Annotated in this window: 17 protein-coding genes; 10 read left to right on the plus strand and 7 right to left on the minus strand. The window is 60.8% G+C overall.

What is annotated here, in order from left to right; all coding sequences use genetic code 11:
* The first annotated feature begins 219 nt into the window (after positions 1-219).
* The 4 genes from ACB037_RS16270 (at position 220) to ACB037_RS16285 (ending at position 3,853) form a co-directional block, all read left to right on the plus strand.
* On the plus strand, positions 220-1,551 hold the full coding sequence (locus ACB037_RS16270) for a ferric reductase-like transmembrane domain-containing protein (protein WP_371175597.1): 1,332 nt from the start codon (positions 220-222) through the stop codon (positions 1,549-1,551).
* Positions 1,552-1,695: 144 nt separating this feature from the next.
* Positions 1,696-2,523, plus strand: a complete 828-nt coding sequence (locus tag ACB037_RS16275; protein ID WP_010672934.1) for an AraC family transcriptional regulator — start codon at positions 1,696-1,698, stop codon at positions 2,521-2,523.
* Between the two features lie 16 nt (positions 2,524-2,539).
* Complete coding sequence (locus tag ACB037_RS16280; RefSeq protein ID WP_288212997.1) at positions 2,540-3,145, plus strand: LysE family translocator; 606 nt, start codon at positions 2,540-2,542, stop codon at positions 3,143-3,145.
* A gap of 312 nt (positions 3,146-3,457) precedes the next feature.
* Entirely contained in the window at positions 3,458-3,853 is a 396-nt protein-coding gene (locus tag ACB037_RS16285; RefSeq protein WP_216944680.1) for a hypothetical protein, read from the plus strand.
* 120 nt (positions 3,854-3,973) lie between these two features.
* Here ACB037_RS16285 and ACB037_RS16290 read toward each other — a convergent pair whose 3' ends face one another.
* Positions 3,974-4,186: a hypothetical protein gene (locus ACB037_RS16290; protein WP_371175598.1), complete on the minus strand. Its 213-nt coding sequence runs from the start codon at positions 4,184-4,186 to the stop codon at positions 3,974-3,976.
* A 661-nt stretch (positions 4,187-4,847) separates the two neighbouring features.
* Between ACB037_RS16290 and ACB037_RS16295 the strand changes: the two genes are divergently transcribed.
* Together ACB037_RS16295 and ACB037_RS16300 are read left to right on the plus strand one after the other, a co-directional pair.
* Positions 4,848-5,735, plus strand: coding sequence for a hypothetical protein (locus tag ACB037_RS16295; RefSeq protein WP_202044829.1), 888 nt, complete (start codon positions 4,848-4,850; stop codon positions 5,733-5,735).
* A complete protein-coding gene (locus ACB037_RS16300; RefSeq protein WP_202044828.1) occupies positions 5,725-6,168 on the plus strand; it encodes a hypothetical protein in 444 nt (147 codons plus the stop codon). Before ACB037_RS16295 ends, ACB037_RS16300 begins: the two co-directional genes overlap by 11 nt.
* Before the next feature lie 60 nt (positions 6,169-6,228).
* Here the strand turns inward: ACB037_RS16300 and ACB037_RS16305 are convergent, their stop codons facing one another.
* Together ACB037_RS16305 and aguA are read right to left on the minus strand one after the other, a co-directional pair.
* Positions 6,229-7,932: an amidase gene (locus ACB037_RS16305; RefSeq protein WP_371175599.1), complete on the minus strand. Its 1,704-nt coding sequence runs from the start codon at positions 7,930-7,932 to the stop codon at positions 6,229-6,231.
* Between the two features lie 136 nt (positions 7,933-8,068).
* Complete coding sequence (aguA, locus tag ACB037_RS16310) at positions 8,069-9,166, minus strand: agmatine deiminase (protein WP_371175600.1); 1,098 nt, start codon at positions 9,164-9,166, stop codon at positions 8,069-8,071.
* 145 nt (positions 9,167-9,311) lie between these two features.
* Between aguA and ACB037_RS16315 the strand changes: the two genes are divergently transcribed.
* Positions 9,312-10,223 (plus strand): LysR family transcriptional regulator, encoded by a 912-nt coding sequence (locus tag ACB037_RS16315; protein WP_325784835.1) that lies wholly within the window; start codon positions 9,312-9,314, stop codon positions 10,221-10,223.
* 433 nt (positions 10,224-10,656) lie between these two features.
* Positions 10,657-10,992 (plus strand): endonuclease domain-containing protein, encoded by a 336-nt coding sequence (locus tag ACB037_RS16320; RefSeq protein WP_104455301.1) that lies wholly within the window; start codon positions 10,657-10,659, stop codon positions 10,990-10,992.
* A 143-nt stretch (positions 10,993-11,135) separates the two neighbouring features.
* Here the strand turns inward: ACB037_RS16320 and ACB037_RS16325 are convergent, their stop codons facing one another.
* Entirely contained in the window at positions 11,136-11,702 is a 567-nt protein-coding gene (locus ACB037_RS16325) for a TetR/AcrR family transcriptional regulator (RefSeq protein WP_010672924.1), read from the minus strand.
* Between the two features lie 167 nt (positions 11,703-11,869).
* Here ACB037_RS16325 and ACB037_RS16330 point away from each other — a divergent pair, with 167 nt between their 5' ends.
* The gene (locus tag ACB037_RS16330) at positions 11,870-12,907 is read left to right on the plus strand and encodes an alkene reductase (RefSeq protein WP_323953084.1); all 1,038 of its coding nucleotides are present in this window, start codon (positions 11,870-11,872) and stop codon (positions 12,905-12,907) included.
* 192 nt (positions 12,908-13,099) lie between these two features.
* The gene (locus ACB037_RS16335; RefSeq protein ID WP_371175601.1) at positions 13,100-14,011 is read left to right on the plus strand and encodes a GNAT family N-acetyltransferase; all 912 of its coding nucleotides are present in this window, start codon (positions 13,100-13,102) and stop codon (positions 14,009-14,011) included.
* A 56-nt stretch (positions 14,012-14,067) separates the two neighbouring features.
* Here the strand turns inward: ACB037_RS16335 and ACB037_RS16340 are convergent, their stop codons facing one another.
* The 3 genes from ACB037_RS16340 to prfC form a co-directional block, all read right to left on the minus strand.
* Positions 14,068-15,012, minus strand: a complete 945-nt coding sequence (locus tag ACB037_RS16340) for a bile acid:sodium symporter family protein (protein ID WP_041211045.1) — start codon at positions 15,010-15,012, stop codon at positions 14,068-14,070.
* A 103-nt stretch (positions 15,013-15,115) separates the two neighbouring features.
* Positions 15,116-15,454, minus strand: coding sequence for a nuclear transport factor 2 family protein (locus ACB037_RS16345; protein WP_010672918.1), 339 nt, complete (start codon positions 15,452-15,454; stop codon positions 15,116-15,118).
* Between the two features lie 168 nt (positions 15,455-15,622).
* Complete coding sequence (gene prfC / locus ACB037_RS16350; RefSeq protein WP_089503670.1) at positions 15,623-17,212, minus strand: peptide chain release factor 3; 1,590 nt, start codon at positions 17,210-17,212, stop codon at positions 15,623-15,625.
* Between the last annotated feature and the right edge of the window lie 15 nt (positions 17,213-17,227).

Here is a 17,227-nt window from a genome sequence, read left to right on the forward strand (position 1 = left end):
CGACTGTTTGCTGGGGCAGCCATGCGCCTGCCCCAGCATCACCCCTCTCCAGACCCAGGCCTGTGGGGTGACGCCAACCGCTTTCCTGCCCCCCTGTTCTGCTCCGCGCCCCCCTGCTCAGTCCGCTTGCCCTGACCCGGCGACCCTTTGCCACACTCTGCTACAAAAGAGGTAGTCAGGGGGCACACTTTCGCCACAAAGCAGGCGTGCAATGAAGGCATGGACAAGGAGGACATCATGAAACCCGCATCCCTCGTCTGGGCCCTGCCCCTGACCCTCACCCTGCTCTGGCTCGCTGGCCTCACCCAGTGGCCCGCCAGCGTCTGGCCCTGGCGCCACGAACTGCTGATCCTGACCGGTCTGATTGGCCTTGGCGCCATGACCCTCTCTTTGCTGCTCGCCCTGCGCCTGCCCAGGCTCGAAGCCTGGTGCGGCGGGCTGGATCGCATGTTGCACCTGCACCGCAGCAGCGCCCTCTGGGCCACCGGCACCCTGGTGGCCCACTGGCTGCTGGTGGAAGCCCCCAAGTGGGCTGTCGCCGCCGACTGGCTGACCCGGCCGGCGCGCCGCGGAGCTGGTGCTGGTGCTGGTGCTGGTGCTGGTGCTGGTGCTGGTGCTGGTGCTGGCAACGATGCCCTCTGGCACAGCTTCGGCAATACCCTGGGGGAATGGAGTTTCTATCTGCTGCTGGCGCTGGTGGTGGTAAGCCTGCTGGCGGTGGTGCGCTACGAGCGCTTCAAGGTGGTTCACCGGCTGGCCCCGGTCATCTATCTGATGGGCTGGCTGCACGGGCTCTGCCTGCTGCCGCGCATCGGCGCCCTGACCCCGGTCGGCCTGACCCTGCTTATCGGTGGCGGGCTAGGTGCTCTGGGGGCGCTCTACTCCCTGTTTGGCCGGGTGGGCCGGGACGCGCGCCGCCAGGGAGCGGTCAGCACCCTCACCCCTCTGGACGAGCGCACCCTGGAGATCCGGGTTGGCCTCACAGCCCCCCTGCACGGCTATCGCCCGGGGCAGTTCGCCTTCTTCGACTTTGCCGGGCGCGGCGAGCCCCACCCCTACACCCTGGTCGATGTCTCGGCAGACTGCCGCACCCTCACCCTGGCGGTGCGCGCCCTCGGGGATCACACCCGCTGGCTGCACAGCTACCTCAAGGTGGGGGATGCGGTGATCGTGACCGGCCCCTATGGCGCCTTCGCCCTGCCGGATCCGGCCCCCGCGCTCTGGGTGGGCGCCGGTATCGGCATCACCCCCTTCGTCGCCTGGCTGGAGGCCCTGGTGCGCCGTGGTGAACAACGCCCCGGCACCACCTTGCTGCAATGCGCTCCCAGCGCCGAGGCCGCCCCCTATCACAGTCGGCTGGCCGATCTGTGCCGCCGGGTCGGGATCGACTACCGGCTGCATCTGGAGTCCGAGCGCGGCCGGCTGGATCTGGCCGCCCTGGGCGAGCGCCAGCACACCCCGGTGTGGTTCTGCGGCCCCGAGCCCATGGCCCACACCCTGGATGCCCATCTGGCCACCCCGCTGCACCGGGAGCTGTTTCGCTTTCGCTGACGGGCCAACCGGCGCAGCCAGCCATCGGCTGCGCCGTTTTTCTCGGTGCGGGGCGCAGGCGGGCCGGCAAACAGCAAGATTGTCCAAGCGAGAGGCACACCCTTGGGGCTAGATTAGGGGGGCAGTCTGGTACAGGAGGGAAAGATGGCGCAGGACAACCAGTTCATATTCGCACACAGTCAGCACCTGGCGAGCCTGACTGCGCTGCGTGTCAACATGACGGAATTTCGCTACGACCGTCACGCCCACGAGGAGTACTCCTTCGGGGTCACTCTGGCCGGGCGGCAGAACTTCTTCTGCCACGGCGGAGCCCACTCCAGCCCGGCAGGCAGCGTCATCCAGTTCAATCCCGGGGATGTCCACGACGGCCATGCCGGTGACAACGCCAGCCTCGACTACACCATGCTCTACATTCCGCCCCACGAACTCACCCCGCTGTTTGCCGATGCCGCGGGCGAGCGGGCAATGGGGACCTACCGGTTGTTGCAGCCCCTGGTGCGCGATGAGGCGCTGAGCGCCTGCATCCTCGAGCTGGCCCAGGCGGTGCGCGGCCAGGCCGACAGCATAGAGCAGGAGTTTGCCCTCTATCGCCTCGCTACCCGGGTGATGCAGCAGGCGGGACGTTTTGAGCCCAATGGCCGGGTGAGCCGCATCGATCGCCTCCTGTTGCAGGCCAGGGACTTTATCCACGCCCACTTCCAGCAGGATATCTCCCTGGCCGACATCAGCGCGGCGGCCAACATCTCCAAGTACCACTTCCTGCGGCTGTTTCGCCAGCAGCTTGGCATCACCCCCCATCAATACGTGATCAACTGCCGCATCAATGCCGCCCGGCGCGCCCTGGCCGCCGGAGAGTCGGCGCAGGATCTGGTGTACCGCTACGGTTTCACTGATCTCAGTCACCTCAACCGTCGCTTCAAGCGCATCTATGGCATGACCCCCACCCAATACAGCGCCAGCCTGATCCGCTGAGCCCAAGGAACACCCCATGATTGAGCTTCTCGCCTATGCCATCGGCATCATGTATACCCCAGGCCCCGTCAACCTCATCGGCCTCAATGCAGGCCTGGGCGGCCGCACCCGCGCCTCCCTTGGCTTCTTCCTCGGGGTCGGCTTGGCGATGTTCGTGCTCTTGCTGCTGTTTGGCTGGGCGGGCACCCGCCTGGTGCGGGAAGATACCCTGATCTATGTCAGCCTGGTGGGGTGCCTCTATATCGCCTATCTCGCCATCAAGATCGCCAGCGACAGCGGCGAGCTCGGTGCCAGCGAGGCGCCTGCCCGCCCTCTGGGGGTGCGCAGCGGCTTCATCATCCAGCTGCTCAACCCCAAGGCCATGATCGCCACCCTGCCCATCACCAGCATCCAGTTCCCGGCAGCCCAGATCCACGGCTGGAGCCTGCTGCCCTGGTCCCTGCTGCTCGGCCTGCTGGCCGCCGGCGCCCCCGGCAGCTACTCGATGGCTGGCAGCCTCATCGGACGTCATCTTCAACATCCTCGCTGGTTCAGGTACTTCAACCTGCTGATGGCCGCCCTGCTGCTCTACAGCGCCATCGCCCTGGCCTACCAGCATGTCTACCTGCCGTTGGCCGGCTGAACCGGCGAAGCGTCCCATCAAGAACCCCGGTGAAACACCCACCTATGCCGGGGTGTCTCCTTCGCCGAGCAGACACAGGCCCGGCGCCGGCCTTGCCCGGGTCATTTTCTCCATGAGCCGGCTATCCTCACGGGGTCTTGTGCCCGAAGTGACGCTACCCATGGTTCGCTTCGGTACCAGAGGCAGACCCCTTCCCTCATCGGCGTCAACGCAGCAATACGACGCCATGACCAAAACCCTCATTCGGATATTGATGCAGGTTGAATGAATCAATATCATCTTGCGGCCCCTGGTCATGGATAAGAATGTTGTATGTCCTTTGATAAAAAGCACGGTGAGTTCATCTTCAATGTGCAGGAACACCTGGTCACCTGCGAGCTGATCGGCCCTTTCAATGAAGAGGGTATGCTGGCGTGGATTGCACAGATAAAGTCCGTGGTGAACAGCCTGGACGGTAAGCGTTTCTGCGCCCTGGTGGACCATCGTCAGCATCAGGGGGTGGTGCTCTCCGCCCTGCCCCATCTTCAGGATATTTATGGGTGGCTCGCCCAGAAGAACCTGGTGGCCATCGCCTCCCTCTATTCGGCCAAGGTGCTCCATCACATCGCCCTCTCCTGCCTCTCCCTCACCCACCCGGGCCACATCCAGGCATTCAACGACCCCCAAGAGGCCCTTGCCTGGCTGGATGCCCAATATCGGGCGCAGTAGCCAGCCCGGTCTGGCGTGAGGCTCACTATGTCGCGCACTAGCCAATCCGGCCTGTGTTGATGCGCACTGTGCCGTGACGTCACCGGCCCGCTCTGGTTAAAAAGACCGGTACCAACTCCCTCAGGTGCCACGTCCGGCAGCAACCGATGGCAGAGCCCCCAGCGGCAGCAAATGAGTGTCCGTCTGGAGCGCCGCAGCCTGGGCGACTAGCTGCCCCGGCACGGCAGCATCTCGTTCAAGGGCCATCCCCGCCGCCCGCACGCTGCCACCCCAGAAACTCGCCATCAGCACCACGGCTCCGGCCAATGTGCACTTCATCCAACCTTTCATCATCTTGCTCCCTCGAACCAATCGCCCCCTCGCCACCCCTGTGGCAAGCCGGGCCTTTTAAGCAGTGGGCAGAAGATACGGGGGATTTGTGAGGGGAAAATGAGGTTGTGTGAAGTCTGGGGGAAGTCAGGGGAAAGTCCGGAAAAATCAGCAGCGAGTCACGACAAAGATGGCGGTGGGCAATGCGAGGAATAAAGAGTTCTCAAGGCTAAACCCATGCCATCACCACATTGGTGTAGGGACGATTAGCGCAGCGTAATCGTCCGCATACCGCCACGCACCGGCTCATGACAAGACCGACAGGAAACTTTGGACAACTGCGGACTCTCGGCCACCACCTCTTCGCGATCGTCCGAATACGCCTCGCTATTCTAACAGACAGCCCTCTTGCCCTAACCCCAACAATACCTCATTATGGCTACAACGCTCATTTGAATATCGATACAGGAGTATTGTTAATGTACAGACATCAAATGTTTCTGGAAAAGTTAGGTGTCATATCAAGACTTCCTGATTCCATCATTAGTTGAATTTTTCAATTGAAATAATATTTAACTGTTCCTTAGAAGGTGCAGAAGTTACTTAGGTAGACTGGACAGATTAATTACTAAGATGCTAAGGCTGGCTCTTAAATTATATATCTAATGCTGAATGGATTAGCTTTATGCAAACAGAAAACCCATACAAAAATAACATTTGCCTAAAAATAGACTTTCAAAAAAACTCTGAAAAGCCTCAGCGTGTTTTTGACTCGATGAGCCTGCTAATTAGTAGCATTGAAGAGTTTCACGAAAGTGTCTTACAAGCTGTAGATACAGAAATCAGACCATTACTCCTACTATCTGATATTAATGAAGGGTCCATAAAATCGTGGCTCACTATCAACATAGATGGTGACATACCAAACGAAAAACAAAGTAAATTCATTGATTTCATGAACTATTGCACAGAACGATTAATCGACTTCATAAAAGACAAAGATACTATAAAAAATGTAGATGAATTAGACCCTCTTATAGATGAACTTCATTGGAAGGCCGATGAACTTAATCTGGAAGAGTTTCCAAATGTCTTCGACCTTAACAGATATAGATTGTTAAAAGCTTATACTTCCATCAGTGATGCATCAGAAAAATTAAATGCCAAAGATAATATATATGTTTTAGCAAATGAGCACACTGTAAAGCTAAATAAGATGTTTAAACTTACAAAAGATGACATCGACCTATTAATAGTAGATTCAACTCGAAGCAATATAACAAAAGAAACACTGATTATTAAAAAAGCCGACTTTATTGGCAATTCCATGTGGGATTTCATTAAGGGAAAAACAAAAATATCAGCTAAGATGCGCGTTCCTGAATGGTTAACTGAATTTCATAATCGGAAAGTATTAGTGGCACCTGGAGATGGTTTGTTATGTGACTTAGTTACCATTGTTTTCTATGACAAATATGACAAACCAATAGAGACAAAGTATGAAGTTATCAAGGTACATAACCCTGTAGAAATGCGTCTTTATAAGCAGGGGAACTTTGACTATGAAGAATAACGTCTATTCAAATGCAAGAATAACATTACTCTCTGAGTATTTGTTTATACTTTTGCCATTTATTGTTATTGGGATGGTAAAATTATACAAATCAAGCATGGGTGATTTTTTTGCTGCCGCAGACTGGAGCTTTGCATCAGCTATTTTATTTGGTCAGGCAATAGTAAAAATTGTTAGCGCCGGCGTAATTAACAAAAGCTCTGCATCACCTAAAATAGTCTTGATAGTTACACTACTTTTTATCATGGGAGTTTCCCCATGCTTAATTCTTATTGCTATCATTTTATTAAATAATGCCAACTCAATTTATATTATGGCTATCCAAATCATTCTCTACATTGTTGCAACATCAATATTCTTTTGGATTGGTTCCGCTGCACATGTAATGATCGATGAAGTAGTTAATCAGAAGAAAGAAAACCCACCCGCATAACGGATGGGTTTGCTTTTCTTATTGCCGGTAAATCCCAAGAAATTTAACTCACAACAGCAATCACCCCAACGGCGGCGTCCGTGGCGGCACCATACGCTTGCTGCCGGTGGACTCGAAGGCCGAGGCGACGCGCAGCAGGTTGTTGTCGTCATAGGCGCGACCGGCGAAGGTCAGGCCAACCGGCATGCCGATATCGGCCATCACCCCCATGGGGACGGTGACGGTCGGCACGCCGAGGTGGCGAATGGCGAGGTTGCCGTTGGCAACCCAGATGCCGTTGCTCCAGGCGATATCGGCGGAGGCCGGATTTATGTCCGCATCGGCCGGGGCGACGTCGGCGACGGTGGGGAACAGCACGGCGTCGAGCTTGAGCCCGTCCATCCAGTCCTCCAGATCCAGCTTGCGGGTCTGCTCCAGACCGCGCAGGCCGTCCGGCACAGAGGCAATCTCGTTAAAGCGCTTGAGGCCGCGCTTGGCCATATTGACGTACTCGTCCATGCCCGCCGCCAGATCCCCCTCGCGGTTCGGCAAGGTGCCCGGATCATGGGGGAAGATCTTCGGCCCATCGACATCCGCCAGCTTGTTCAACTTGGGATCGCCATTGGCACGCAGGAAGTCGTCGAACGCCCAGCCGGAGAGCTCCCACAGCTCGTCGTTGAGAAACTCCGGGCTCACGATGCCGCGATTGAACACGGTCGGCGCGCCGGGTCTGTCCCCTTCGCAGTTGGATACCAGCGGGAAATCCACTTCGATGACCTCGGCGCCCGCGGCTTCCAGCGCCTTGCGCGCCTCTTCCCAGAGGGCGATCACGGTCTCGCGGGTATGAATACGCTGACCGGTCGGGCCGCCGATACCGGGGTTGTCGCTGGTGCCGGCCAGTTCATCCTTGTTGATAAACATGCGCGGCACGCCGAGGCGCTTGCCCTTGAGGGCATCGGCCTTGGCAGCCAGATCCAGATAGGAAGCCGGACGCACTTCAGAAGCCTTGGGCAGCTGCACCCAGGGTTGCAGGCGCCACAGATCGCCACGGGTGTCGGCATCGTCGGCGACCACTACGTCGAGCACTTCCAGCAGATCGGCCATGGTGCGGGCATAGGGCACCACCACATCCATGGTCGGGGTCAGGGGCCAGTTGCCACGCACCGAAATCACGCCACGGGACGGAGTGTAGGCACATAGGCCGTTGTTGGAGGCAGGGCCCCGGCCGCTCGACCAGGTCTCTTCCGCCAGACCAAAGGCGGCGAAGCTCGCGGCGGTGGCAGTACCGGCCCCGTTGGAGGAGCCGGAGGCAAAGGGCGCGGTCAGGTAGTCGGCGTTGTAGGGGCTCTCGGCACGGCCATAGACACCGCGCTGCATGCCGCCATTGGCCATGGGGGGCATATTGGTTTTGCCAAGGCAGATGGCACCGGCGGCGCGCAGGCGCTCAACGGTAAAGGCATCGCGCTGGGCCACCAGATCCTTGAAGGCCGGGCTGCCGGAGGCGGCGGTCAGCCCCTTGACCAGATAGCTGTCTTTGGCGGTGTAGGGGATGCCGTCGAGCGGGCTCAGGGTCTCGCCACGGGCGCGGCGGGCATCGGAAGCTTCGGCTTCTTTCAGCGCATCGGGATTGGCGACCACCACGGCATTGAGTTTGGTGGCAGTCTCGGGGCCGTCATAGGCGGCGATCCGGGCCTGATAGGCCTCGACCAGTTCGACCGCGGTGGTGCGGCCTGATTCGAGCGCATCGCGCAGCTCGGCAATGGAAACCTCGGTCACTTCGATCATGGGGATCTCCTGTAAAAGGGTGACTGTTTGTCATGATGATCGCCGCATCGGCGCCTGCGACCATCACATTATCAAGAGATAAAACCCCACTGAGTGGGGTTTTGAATACCAACCTCGGCTGGCTTGGAACAGGTTCTTACTTGCCAGAAGGAATTTGCTGAGTAATGCAGTGGATATTGCCACCCCCCAGCAGGATCTCCCGGGCCGGTACGCCGACGACCTTATGCTCCGGGAAGATCTCTTCCAGAATGCGCTGGGCTTCGCCGTCGGTGGCGGCATCCAGCAGCGGGTAGACAATGCGATCGTTGGTGATAAGGAAGTTCACGTAGGAACCGGCCAGACGGCCTTCTGCCTCGCGCGGCACACCGCTGCCGCTCTCGACGCCGGCAGACTCCTCCTCTGTGCAGTAGAGCGGGCCCGGCTGGGGCAGCTTCCACACTTTCAGCTTGCGACCCTTGGCGTCGACCGCCGCTTCCAGCACCTTGAGGGCGGCCAGGGAGCGGGCGTACTGGGGATCTGTCTCATCGTCAGTCCAGTGCAGGGCCACTTCACCCGGACGCACGAAGCAGCACATGTTGTCGATGTGGCCGTCGGTTTCGTCCATGTAGACCCCTTCGTCCAGCCAGATAAAGCTGGTGACGCCCAGATAGTCGCGCAGGTGAGCTTCGATCTGCTCTTTGGTCAGGTGCGGGTTGCGGTTTTCGTTGAGCAGGCACTCGGCGGTGGTCAGGCAGGTGCCTTCGCCATCCACATGAATGGAGCCCCCTTCCAGAATGAGCGGCGCGTCGTAACGATCCATACCGTGCTGTTCCAGCATCCGGGCAGCGACCTCTTCATCCTGGTTCCACGGGTAGTAGAGACCCCCCTTGTGACCGCCCCAGGCGTTGAAGCCCCAGTCCACCCCACGGCACTCGCCTGCGGCGTTGGTGACGATGGTAGGACCTGTGTCGCGGGCCCAGCAGTCATCGCTGGCCATCTCGACCAGGGTAACGTGGGCGGGCATGATGCCACGGGCCTGCTCCATAAACTGGGCCGGCACCCCCATAAAGACCGGCGTCGCGCCACCGATGGCATCCGCCACCTTGGCGAAGGTGGCCTGGGCGAAGCGACCAGCTTCCCGCCAGTTGTCCGGGCGGAACGGCCAGATCATCCAGACGGCCTGCTGGTGAGCCCACTCGGCGGGCATGGTGAAGCCGTCGGTGGCCGGCGTGGAATTCATGGTCTTGATGCTCATCGCAAGGCTCCTTGCATGGATTGAGGCCCCCGATTTGCTTGGGAACCCTGAAAAAATAAGAGTGGGTCGCAGTGTAAGAAGTTGCGCGCCCATCCATCAAATGAATAGGATTAATTGTCCCATAAACACGGCGAATAATCCCCCCATGAAACTGCACCAGCTCGACCTCAATCTGCTGCTCGCCTTTGACGCCCTGATGACGCAAGGGAGCGTGACCCGCGCCGCCGAATCGCTCTTTATCAGCCAGCCCGCCATGAGCCACTCCCTCGGCCGGTTGCGGGCCTTTCTCGGCGACCCGCTGCTGGTGCGCACGCCCCAGGGGATGTTGCCGACTCCCCGGGCCCAGCGCCTGCATCTGGGGGTGCAGCAGGCGCTGCGGCTGCTGGAGCAGCAACTCTGGGAGGAGGACGAGTTCGCGCCGCGTCAGTCGAAGCGCCGCTTCGTGCTCTGCACCACGGATTACGTGGAGTGCGTGCTGATCCCGCCCCTTATCCAGCGCCTCAGGAAACTGGCGCCGGGCGTCACCATCGAGATCCGCATCCTGCGCGATACCCTGCCCGAAGCCGAGCTGGCGAGCGGCGAAATCGACCTGGTGCTGGGGTTTGACGAGTACATGCAGGTGCCGGGGTATCTGGGCAAGGAGACCTGGCTCACCGAACCCCTGGCCGGGCTGGTGCGCGCCACCCTGGAGCTGGAGGAGGAGCGCATCACCCTCGACCAGCTAATCGAGATGCCCCATGTGTTCCACTCGCCGCTCGGCACCTCGGAGGCGAGCCTCGACCGCTATTTGCAGAGCCTGGGCCATAGCCGCACCATCTCGGTCAACAGCCAGAGCTATATGTCCGCCGCCGCCATCGTGAGCCAGAGCGACCACCTCTTGGTACTGCCCAGCATGGTGGCCGAGCTGCTCGCCAGCCACTGGCCGCTGAAAAGCCTGCCCCTGCCCGACGACGTGCCGGACTATCACCTCAACTGCGTCTGGCACCCGGTCCACGCCCAGCAACCGGCCTTGATCTGGTTGAAGGCATTGATGAAGGACCTGGTGAGTCCGGGCTAAGCGGCTGCGGCTGGCATACCAAAGCAGCATGCGCAGCAGCCGGCCCAGGTGTGGCTCAAGCATCTGATGAAAGAGCTGGTGACTCCTGAATAACCCGACGGCGTGTGACTCCCCCCCTCATCCCCAACCCTTCTCCCGCAAGGGGAGAAGGGAGCGGATCTGCGCCACTGGCAGCATCGCAAACAACCTGTCTGCTAGGGCGGAATACATCCCACCAGCACATCGACCTGTCGATTCATCAGTTCATCAGTTCATCAGTTCATCAGTTCATCAGTTCACGATGGCCCCGAGATGACCAACAAGATGACAACTGTCACTCGATCTGTCCCCTCTCCCTCTGGGAGAGGGCCAGGGTGAGGGGAAGCAACCCACTCAGTCACCAGACCGGGGAATGGCTATATCTAATAGGGTCAAACAGCTCTGGATAGGCACCATGAGAACCCATCCGTTTGCCAAGCGCATGAGGCGAGAAGCCACCCTTGCCGAACAGAAGCTGTGGCTGCAATTGCGCGACCGCCGTCTGGCCGGGGTGAAATTCCGTCGCCAGATGCCCATCGGGCCCTACATTGTCGATTTCATCTCGCTTGAGCAGAGGTTGATCATCGAGGTCGATGGATCGCAGCACAACGAACCGGCAGGGCGGCAACATGATGGCGCAAGAACGGCCTACCTCAATCAGCAAGGCTTTCGGGTGATCAGGGTGTGGAATAACGATGTGTTGAGTCGGATGGAGGCCGTACTGGCCCATATTTGGCTCTCATTGCGCTGAGCAGAGCCCTCCCCCTCATCCCCAACTCTTCTCCCATTCTTTTGTAAATGAGCGGGAGAAGGGGGCAAAATCCCTGCTGCGAGGGGCATCCCCAGCAACAACAAAGGCTCCCGCGGGAGCCTTTGTTGTTTACATCTTCGCCATCACGCCCGCAGGGCGCTCATCATCCGGGCGACGACACCGGCCAGCAGAGGGCGGTCGGGGTGACACTGGGCGAAGGTGACCAGTCCCTGGATATGGACCTGCAAGAAGGCGGTCAGGGTGGGGATGTCCCCCTCTTTTGCCAGCTCGCCCTGCGCCTTTGCCAGGGCCAGCTGCCCGGCCAGATCCTGTTCCAGCTCGCCGTAGATGGCCTTGAAGCGAAGGTGCAGCTCCTCGTCCTGCTCCGCCAGCTCCATCAGGGTGCGGGTCAGCAGGCAGGAGCCCTGCAGGGCATCGTCCACCACCTGCTCGAGGAAGGCGTGCAGCCCCGCCAGCGGGCTGGGCTGTGCCAGGCAGCGGCGGCGCAGGGCCCCCTTCTCTGCCACATAGTGATCGACCGCCGCCAGCAGCAGGCCGCGCTTGTTGCCAAAGGCGGCATAGAGGCTGCCGGGGTGCAGGCCGGTTGCGGCCACCAGCTCCTGCATGGTGGTCTTGGCATAGCCTTTGGCGCGAAAGGCTTCCATGGCGTTTCGCAAGACGGCATCCCGATCGTATTCGGCGCTGCGCATGGGGTCTCCGGTGGCAAGGTCCCGCGGGACGGAAAAAACAGGGCGGCAAGTTTACCCCAGCCTCCCCCGTCAATCCATGTTGAATGCTTGCTCAAAAAATACTTGCACACAAACCAAAAAACGTCTTGAATGCCCGTTCAAGAATCACTCCCTCAGGACAGACGATCATGAATACCCTGTTTCAGCCCTATCGCCTCAACGACACCCTCACCCTCGCGAACCGTTTCATGATGGCCCCCCTCACCCGCTGCATGGCGGGCCCGGGTCTGGTGCCCACCGAACAGATGGCCGCCTACTACGGCCGCCGCGCCGACATCGGCCTCATCATCTCCGAAGCCACCATCATCCGTCCGGACGGGCAGGGCTACCCCAATACTCCGGGGCTCTACAGCGCCGAACAGATCGCCGGCTGGAAGAAAGTGACCAGCGCCGTGCATGCCAACGGTGGCAAGATCTTCGCCCAGCTGTGGCACGTGGGCCGTCTCTCCCACCCCTTCTTCCACCACGCCGAAGTGCTGGCCCCCTCCGCCATCGCCCATGAGGGCACGGTGCCGCGCATGCGCGAGCTGGTCTATCAGGTACCCCGCGCCCTGACCGGGAGCGAAATCGCCCAGCTGGTCGAGGATTACGCCCAGGCCGCCGCCAACGCCATCGAGGCGGGCTTTGACGGGGTGGAGATCCACGGTGCCAACGGCTACCTCATCGATCAGTTCCTGCACCACGCCAGCAACCTGCGCACCGACAACTACGGCGGCAGCCCCGAGAACATGAGCCGCTTCGCGCTGGAGGTGGTGGATGCCATCGCCGCCCGCATTGGCGGGGATCGCACCGGCCTTCGTCTCTCCCCCGGCGCCTATGTGCACCTGGAGGGGGATGCCCGGGATCGCGCCGTGTTCGACCACCTGCTGGCCGAGCTGAACCAGCGTACTCTGGCCTATCTGCACCTGGGTATCTTCGATGACAGCCTCACCTTCGACTACCTGGACGGCCGCGCCTCCGACTACCTGCGTGCCCGCTACGACGGCCACCTGGTGGGGGTGGGCAACTACAGCGCCGAGACCGCGCTCGAGGCCATCGAGGCGGACCGCTTCGACCTCGTCGCCATCGGTCGCCCCCTCATCGCCAACCCGGACTACCTCGCCAAGGTGAAACAGGGCGACGCCCTGGTGCCCTATGCCGACACCATGCTGGCGGAACTGGTCTAACCCTCGCCGGCGCCTTGCCTGACCAAGGATGGGATCCGCGCCCCCGCGCGGGTTTCCAATGTTTGGGCCCTCTCCCGGGCCCTTTTTTCTGCCTGTCTTTCGCCCTTTTTCACGTAAATGGTTGTCATCAACAACCAAAAGATGGTATTGGTTGCGCATAACAACCAAATGCCACCACAAGGAGACAACCCCATGGATCCCCGCCCCCTGCGCGCCCTGTCGAGGGAACTGGTACGCGAACTCGGCATGCTCTCCCAGCAGTGCGGCTCGCTGGCCCTGAGCCCCCTGGAGGCCCACCTGCTCATCGAGCTGGAGAACGGTCCCGCCACCAACCAGCAGCTTGCCGAGCGCCTTCGCATCGACAAGTCCAACGCCAGCCGCCCCCTGGCCCGCCTCGCCGAACGGGAGCTTATCGCCTGGCAACCCCACCCCTCGGACGGGCGCAGCAAGGAGGCGAGCCTCACCGCGCCGGGCAAGGCACAGCTTGAGGAGCTGCACCGGCAGATGGACGAGACCATGGCGGGGGCCCTGGTCCAGCTCTCCCCCGCCGAGTGCGAGCAGATCTGGGAGGGCATGCGGCTCTATCGCAGCGCCCTCTCCCGCGCCCGCCGCCAACAGGGGTTCGTCATCCGCCCCATCACCCCAGCCGACAATCCCCGGATCGCCGCCGTGGTGCGCTCCGTCTCCGCCGAATACGGCCTCACCGCCGACAAGGGGTACGGGGTGGCGGATCCCAACCTCGATTTTCTCCACGAGACCTATCAGGGGGAGCGCAGCCGCTACTGGGTGATTGAGGGGCCGGACGGCACCATTCTTGGCGGGGGCGGCATAGCGCCGCTGGCGGGGGCACCGGATGTGTGCGAGCTGCAGAAGATGTACTTCCTGCCCGCCCTGCGGGGGCTGGGGCTGGGACGGCGGCTGGTCTTGCAGGCGCTGGCCGAGGCCCGCGCCCTGGGTTACCAGCGCTGCTATCTGGAGACCACCGCCGTGCTGCGGGAAGCCACCGCCCTCTATGAATCCCTGGGCTTCGAACACCTGCCGGGGCCCCTTGGCTGCACGGGCCACGACGCCTGCGAGATCTGCATGGTGCTGGCGCTCGACTAGCTCAAACAACAACAAGGGGCCCATGGCCCCTTGTTGTTTCATCTGTCGCCCCCTGATCAGCCAGCGCGCTGCTCCAGGGTCCCAGCAGGCCGGGAAAGCGGTCGCTTGGCCCAGACCCCGGCCAGCAGCGAGCCGGACAGGTTGTGCCAGACCGAGAAGAGGGTGCCAGCCATGGCCGAGGCGGGAGTGAAGAATTTCATGGCCAGCGCCGTGGCTAGGCCAGAATTCTGCAACCCCACTTCGAAGGCCACGGTGCGGCAGATCCGCTCCTCAAAGCCCAGCCAGCGACTGACCCAGTAGCCCGCCGCAATGCCGATGCCGTTGTGCAGGATCACCGCCAGCGCCACGATGGGGCCGATGCTGGCGAACTGCCCTGCGTTGAGGGCGACCACGATGGCGATGATCATGACGATGGCGGCCATGGAGACGAGCGGCAGCACGGGCTCGATACGTGCCGTCAGGGAGTGGAGGAAGACATTGGCAACCACCCCGAACACCACGGGGATCAGCACTATCTTCACCAGGCTCAGCAGCATGTCCAGCACCGGCACGTCGACGCTCTTGCCAGCCAGCAGCTGCACCAGCAGGGGGGTGACGAGCACCCCGAGCAGGGTGGAGAGAGCTGTCATGGTGATGGAGAGAGCCACATCGCCCTTGGCCAGATAGCACATCACGTTGGAAGAGGTGCCACCGGCGACGCTGCCCACCAGCACCATGCCCACGGTCAGCTCGGCATCAAAACCCAGCAACAGGCTGACCAGCAGGGCGGCCAGCGGCATCACGCTGAACTGCAATACCAGCCCAAGGCCGATGGCCTTCTTGTTGCGCACCACGTCGAGGAAGTTCTGGGGTTTGAGGGTCAGCCCCATGGCCAGCATGATGATGGTCAGCAGCGGCACTATCTGGCCCTTGAGGCCGACGAAGGGCTCGGGCTGCCAGTAGGCCAGCAGGGAAAACAGCAGGGCCCAAAGTGGGAAGAGGTGGGTGATGCGTCCAAGCATGGTGTACTCCTTGTTATTGTCCAGACGCGGGCAGACCAGGGGATGCCCGCAGGGAACTTTCTCTTATACCAGCTTTGTCGCCGGCAGGCCCGTGTCGCGGCGCTCAGGAAGGGAAATAGAACCAGGCGGTCTGGATAAGACCCTCCTTCACCTCGAACACCGCCACGCTTTCGATGGGCTCGGGGGAAAGGCCATGGATCAGCTCGTGATCAAACACCTTGTTGCCCAAGACGGTGCGTGACAGCAGCTCGGCCTTGAGCAGCGGGTTGTTGAATCTGTGCTCCGCATAGAAGGCCCGCAGCGCCCCCTTGCCGACTGTGCTCGGCGTCTCGGTCGGCATGCGATAGCCTTTGAAATCCGGGGCAAAGCAGGCCACGAAGGCATCGAGATCGTGGGCATTGTAGGCGGCAAACTGCGCCTCTACGGGTTGGGTGACGGACATGTCTCTCTCCATGGGTGAAATTTAAATCACTTATCATGAATCTTCATTCAACCATCAAGCCCCGGATGGGGATCGCCGCCCCTTCCAATGAAACGCCCCATAACAAAAAACCCCGCCGAAGCGGGGTCTCTCTGGTCATCAGCCACCCGCTGGGTGCGGGCAGGGTGATCAGTGTTCGCGGGTCTGGCGGAAGTGAACGTCCGGGTGACGCTCCTGGGCCAGGCGCAGGTTGACCATGGTCGGCGCGATGTAGGTGAGGTTGTCACCCCCATCGAGGGCCAGGTTGACCTCGTTCTTGCGCTTGAACTCCTCGAACTTCTTGACGTCGGTCCCTTCCACCCAGCGGGCGGTGGCGACGTTGACCGCCTCGTAGATGGCCTCGACGTTGTACTCGCTCTTCAGACGAGAAACCACCACGTCGAACTGCAGCACACCGACCGCACCGACGATGAGGTCGTTGCTGATGAGCGGACGGAACACCTGCACCGCCCCCTCTTCGGAGAGCTGCACCAGCCCCTTGAGCAGTTGCTTCTGCTTGAGGGGGTCACGCAGGCGGATGCGGCGGAACAGTTCCGGTGCGAAGTTCGGGATGCCGGTGAACTTGAGATCCTCCCCCTGGGTGAAGGTGTCGCCGATCTGGATGGTGCCGTGGTTGTGCAGACCGATGATGTCGCCGGCACAGGCCTCGACCGCCTGTTCACGGTCACCGGCCATGAAGGTGACGGCGTCGGAGATGTTCACGTCCTTGCCGATGCGCACGTGGCGCATCTTCATGCCCTTGCTGTAAGTACCTGACACGATACGCATAAAGGCGATACGGTCGCGGTGTTTCGGGTCCATGTTCGCCTGGATCTTGAACACGAAACCGGAGAACTTCTCCTCGGTCGCCACCACTTCGCGGCTCTCGGCCTTGCGCGGCATGGGGGCAGGCGCCCAGTCGGTCAGGCCGTCCAGCATGTGGTCGACGCCGAAGTTGCCGAGGGCGGTCCCGAAGAAGACCGGGGTCATCTCGCCGGCGATGAAGGCATCGTGATCGAACTCGGGAGAGGCGCCCTGCACCAGCTCCAGCTCGCCACGCAGCTGGGCCGCCAGATCGTCGCCGATGGCGGCATCCAGCTCGGGGTTGTTCAACCCCTTGACCACCCGCTTCTCCTGGATGGTGTGGCCCTGACCGCTCTGATACAGGTAGGTCTCGTCCTTGTAGAGGTGATAGACCCCCTTGAAAGATTTGCCACAGCCGATGGGCCAGGTGATGGGGGCGCACATGATGTTGAGCTCGCGCTCCACCTCGTCCATGACCTCCATCGGGTCGCGCACTTCGCGGTCCAGCTTGTTCATGAAGGTGAGGATGGGGGTGTCGCGCAGCCGGGTCACTTCCATCAGCTTGCGGGTCCGGTCTTCAACACCCTTGGCGGCGTCGATGACCATCAGGCAGCAGTCGACCGCCGTGAGGGTACGGTAGGTATCTTCGGAGAAGTCCTCGTGACCCGGGGTGTCGAGCAGGTTGACCAGGCAGTCGGCGTAGGGAAACTGCATCACGGAAGTGGTGATGGAGATACCGCGCTGCTTCTCCATCTCCATCCAGTCGGATTTGGCGTGCTGGCCCGAGCCACGGCCCTTGACGGTACCGGCGCGCTGAATGGCCTGTCCGAACAGCAGGACCTTTTCGGTGATGGTGGTTTTACCCGCATCCGGGTGCGAGATGATCGCAAAAGTGCGTCTCTTGGAGACTTCACTCAGAAATTCAGCTGACATAATTCGACGTTCTTCTAT

It is taken from the genome of Aeromonas sp. S19(2024) (assembly GCF_041402625.1).
Taxonomy (GTDB): domain Bacteria; phylum Pseudomonadota; class Gammaproteobacteria; order Enterobacterales; family Aeromonadaceae; genus Aeromonas; species Aeromonas caviae.

Bases quoted from the DNA above. Each gene is read 5' to 3' on its own strand.
- ACB037_RS16270 (WP_371175597.1), top strand. From the start codon at position 220: ATGGACAAGGAGGACATCATGAAACCCGCATCCCTCGTCTGGGCCCTG.
- ACB037_RS16275 (WP_010672934.1), top strand. From the start codon at position 1,696: ATGGCGCAGGACAACCAGTTCATATTCGCACACAGTCAGCACCTGGCG.
- ACB037_RS16280 (WP_288212997.1), top strand. From the start codon at position 2,540: ATGATTGAGCTTCTCGCCTATGCCATCGGCATCATGTATACCCCAGGC.
- ACB037_RS16285 (WP_216944680.1), top strand. From the start codon at position 3,458: ATGTCCTTTGATAAAAAGCACGGTGAGTTCATCTTCAATGTGCAGGAA.
- ACB037_RS16290 (WP_371175598.1), bottom strand. From the start codon at position 4,186: ATGATGAAAGGTTGGATGAAGTGCACATTGGCCGGAGCCGTGGTGCTG.
- ACB037_RS16295 (WP_202044829.1), top strand. From the start codon at position 4,848: ATGCAAACAGAAAACCCATACAAAAATAACATTTGCCTAAAAATAGAC.
- ACB037_RS16300 (WP_202044828.1), top strand. From the start codon at position 5,725: ATGAAGAATAACGTCTATTCAAATGCAAGAATAACATTACTCTCTGAG.
- ACB037_RS16305 (WP_371175599.1), bottom strand. From the start codon at position 7,932: ATGATCGAAGTGACCGAGGTTTCCATTGCCGAGCTGCGCGATGCGCTC.
- aguA (WP_371175600.1), bottom strand. From the start codon at position 9,166: ATGAGCATCAAGACCATGAATTCCACGCCGGCCACCGACGGCTTCACC.
- ACB037_RS16315 (WP_325784835.1), top strand. From the start codon at position 9,312: ATGAAACTGCACCAGCTCGACCTCAATCTGCTGCTCGCCTTTGACGCC.
- ACB037_RS16320 (WP_104455301.1), top strand. From the start codon at position 10,657: ATGAGAACCCATCCGTTTGCCAAGCGCATGAGGCGAGAAGCCACCCTT.
- ACB037_RS16325 (WP_010672924.1), bottom strand. From the start codon at position 11,702: ATGCGCAGCGCCGAATACGATCGGGATGCCGTCTTGCGAAACGCCATG.
- ACB037_RS16330 (WP_323953084.1), top strand. From the start codon at position 11,870: ATGAATACCCTGTTTCAGCCCTATCGCCTCAACGACACCCTCACCCTC.
- ACB037_RS16335 (WP_371175601.1), top strand. From the start codon at position 13,100: ATGGATCCCCGCCCCCTGCGCGCCCTGTCGAGGGAACTGGTACGCGAA.
- ACB037_RS16340 (WP_041211045.1), bottom strand. From the start codon at position 15,012: ATGCTTGGACGCATCACCCACCTCTTCCCACTTTGGGCCCTGCTGTTT.
- ACB037_RS16345 (WP_010672918.1), bottom strand. From the start codon at position 15,454: ATGTCCGTCACCCAACCCGTAGAGGCGCAGTTTGCCGCCTACAATGCC.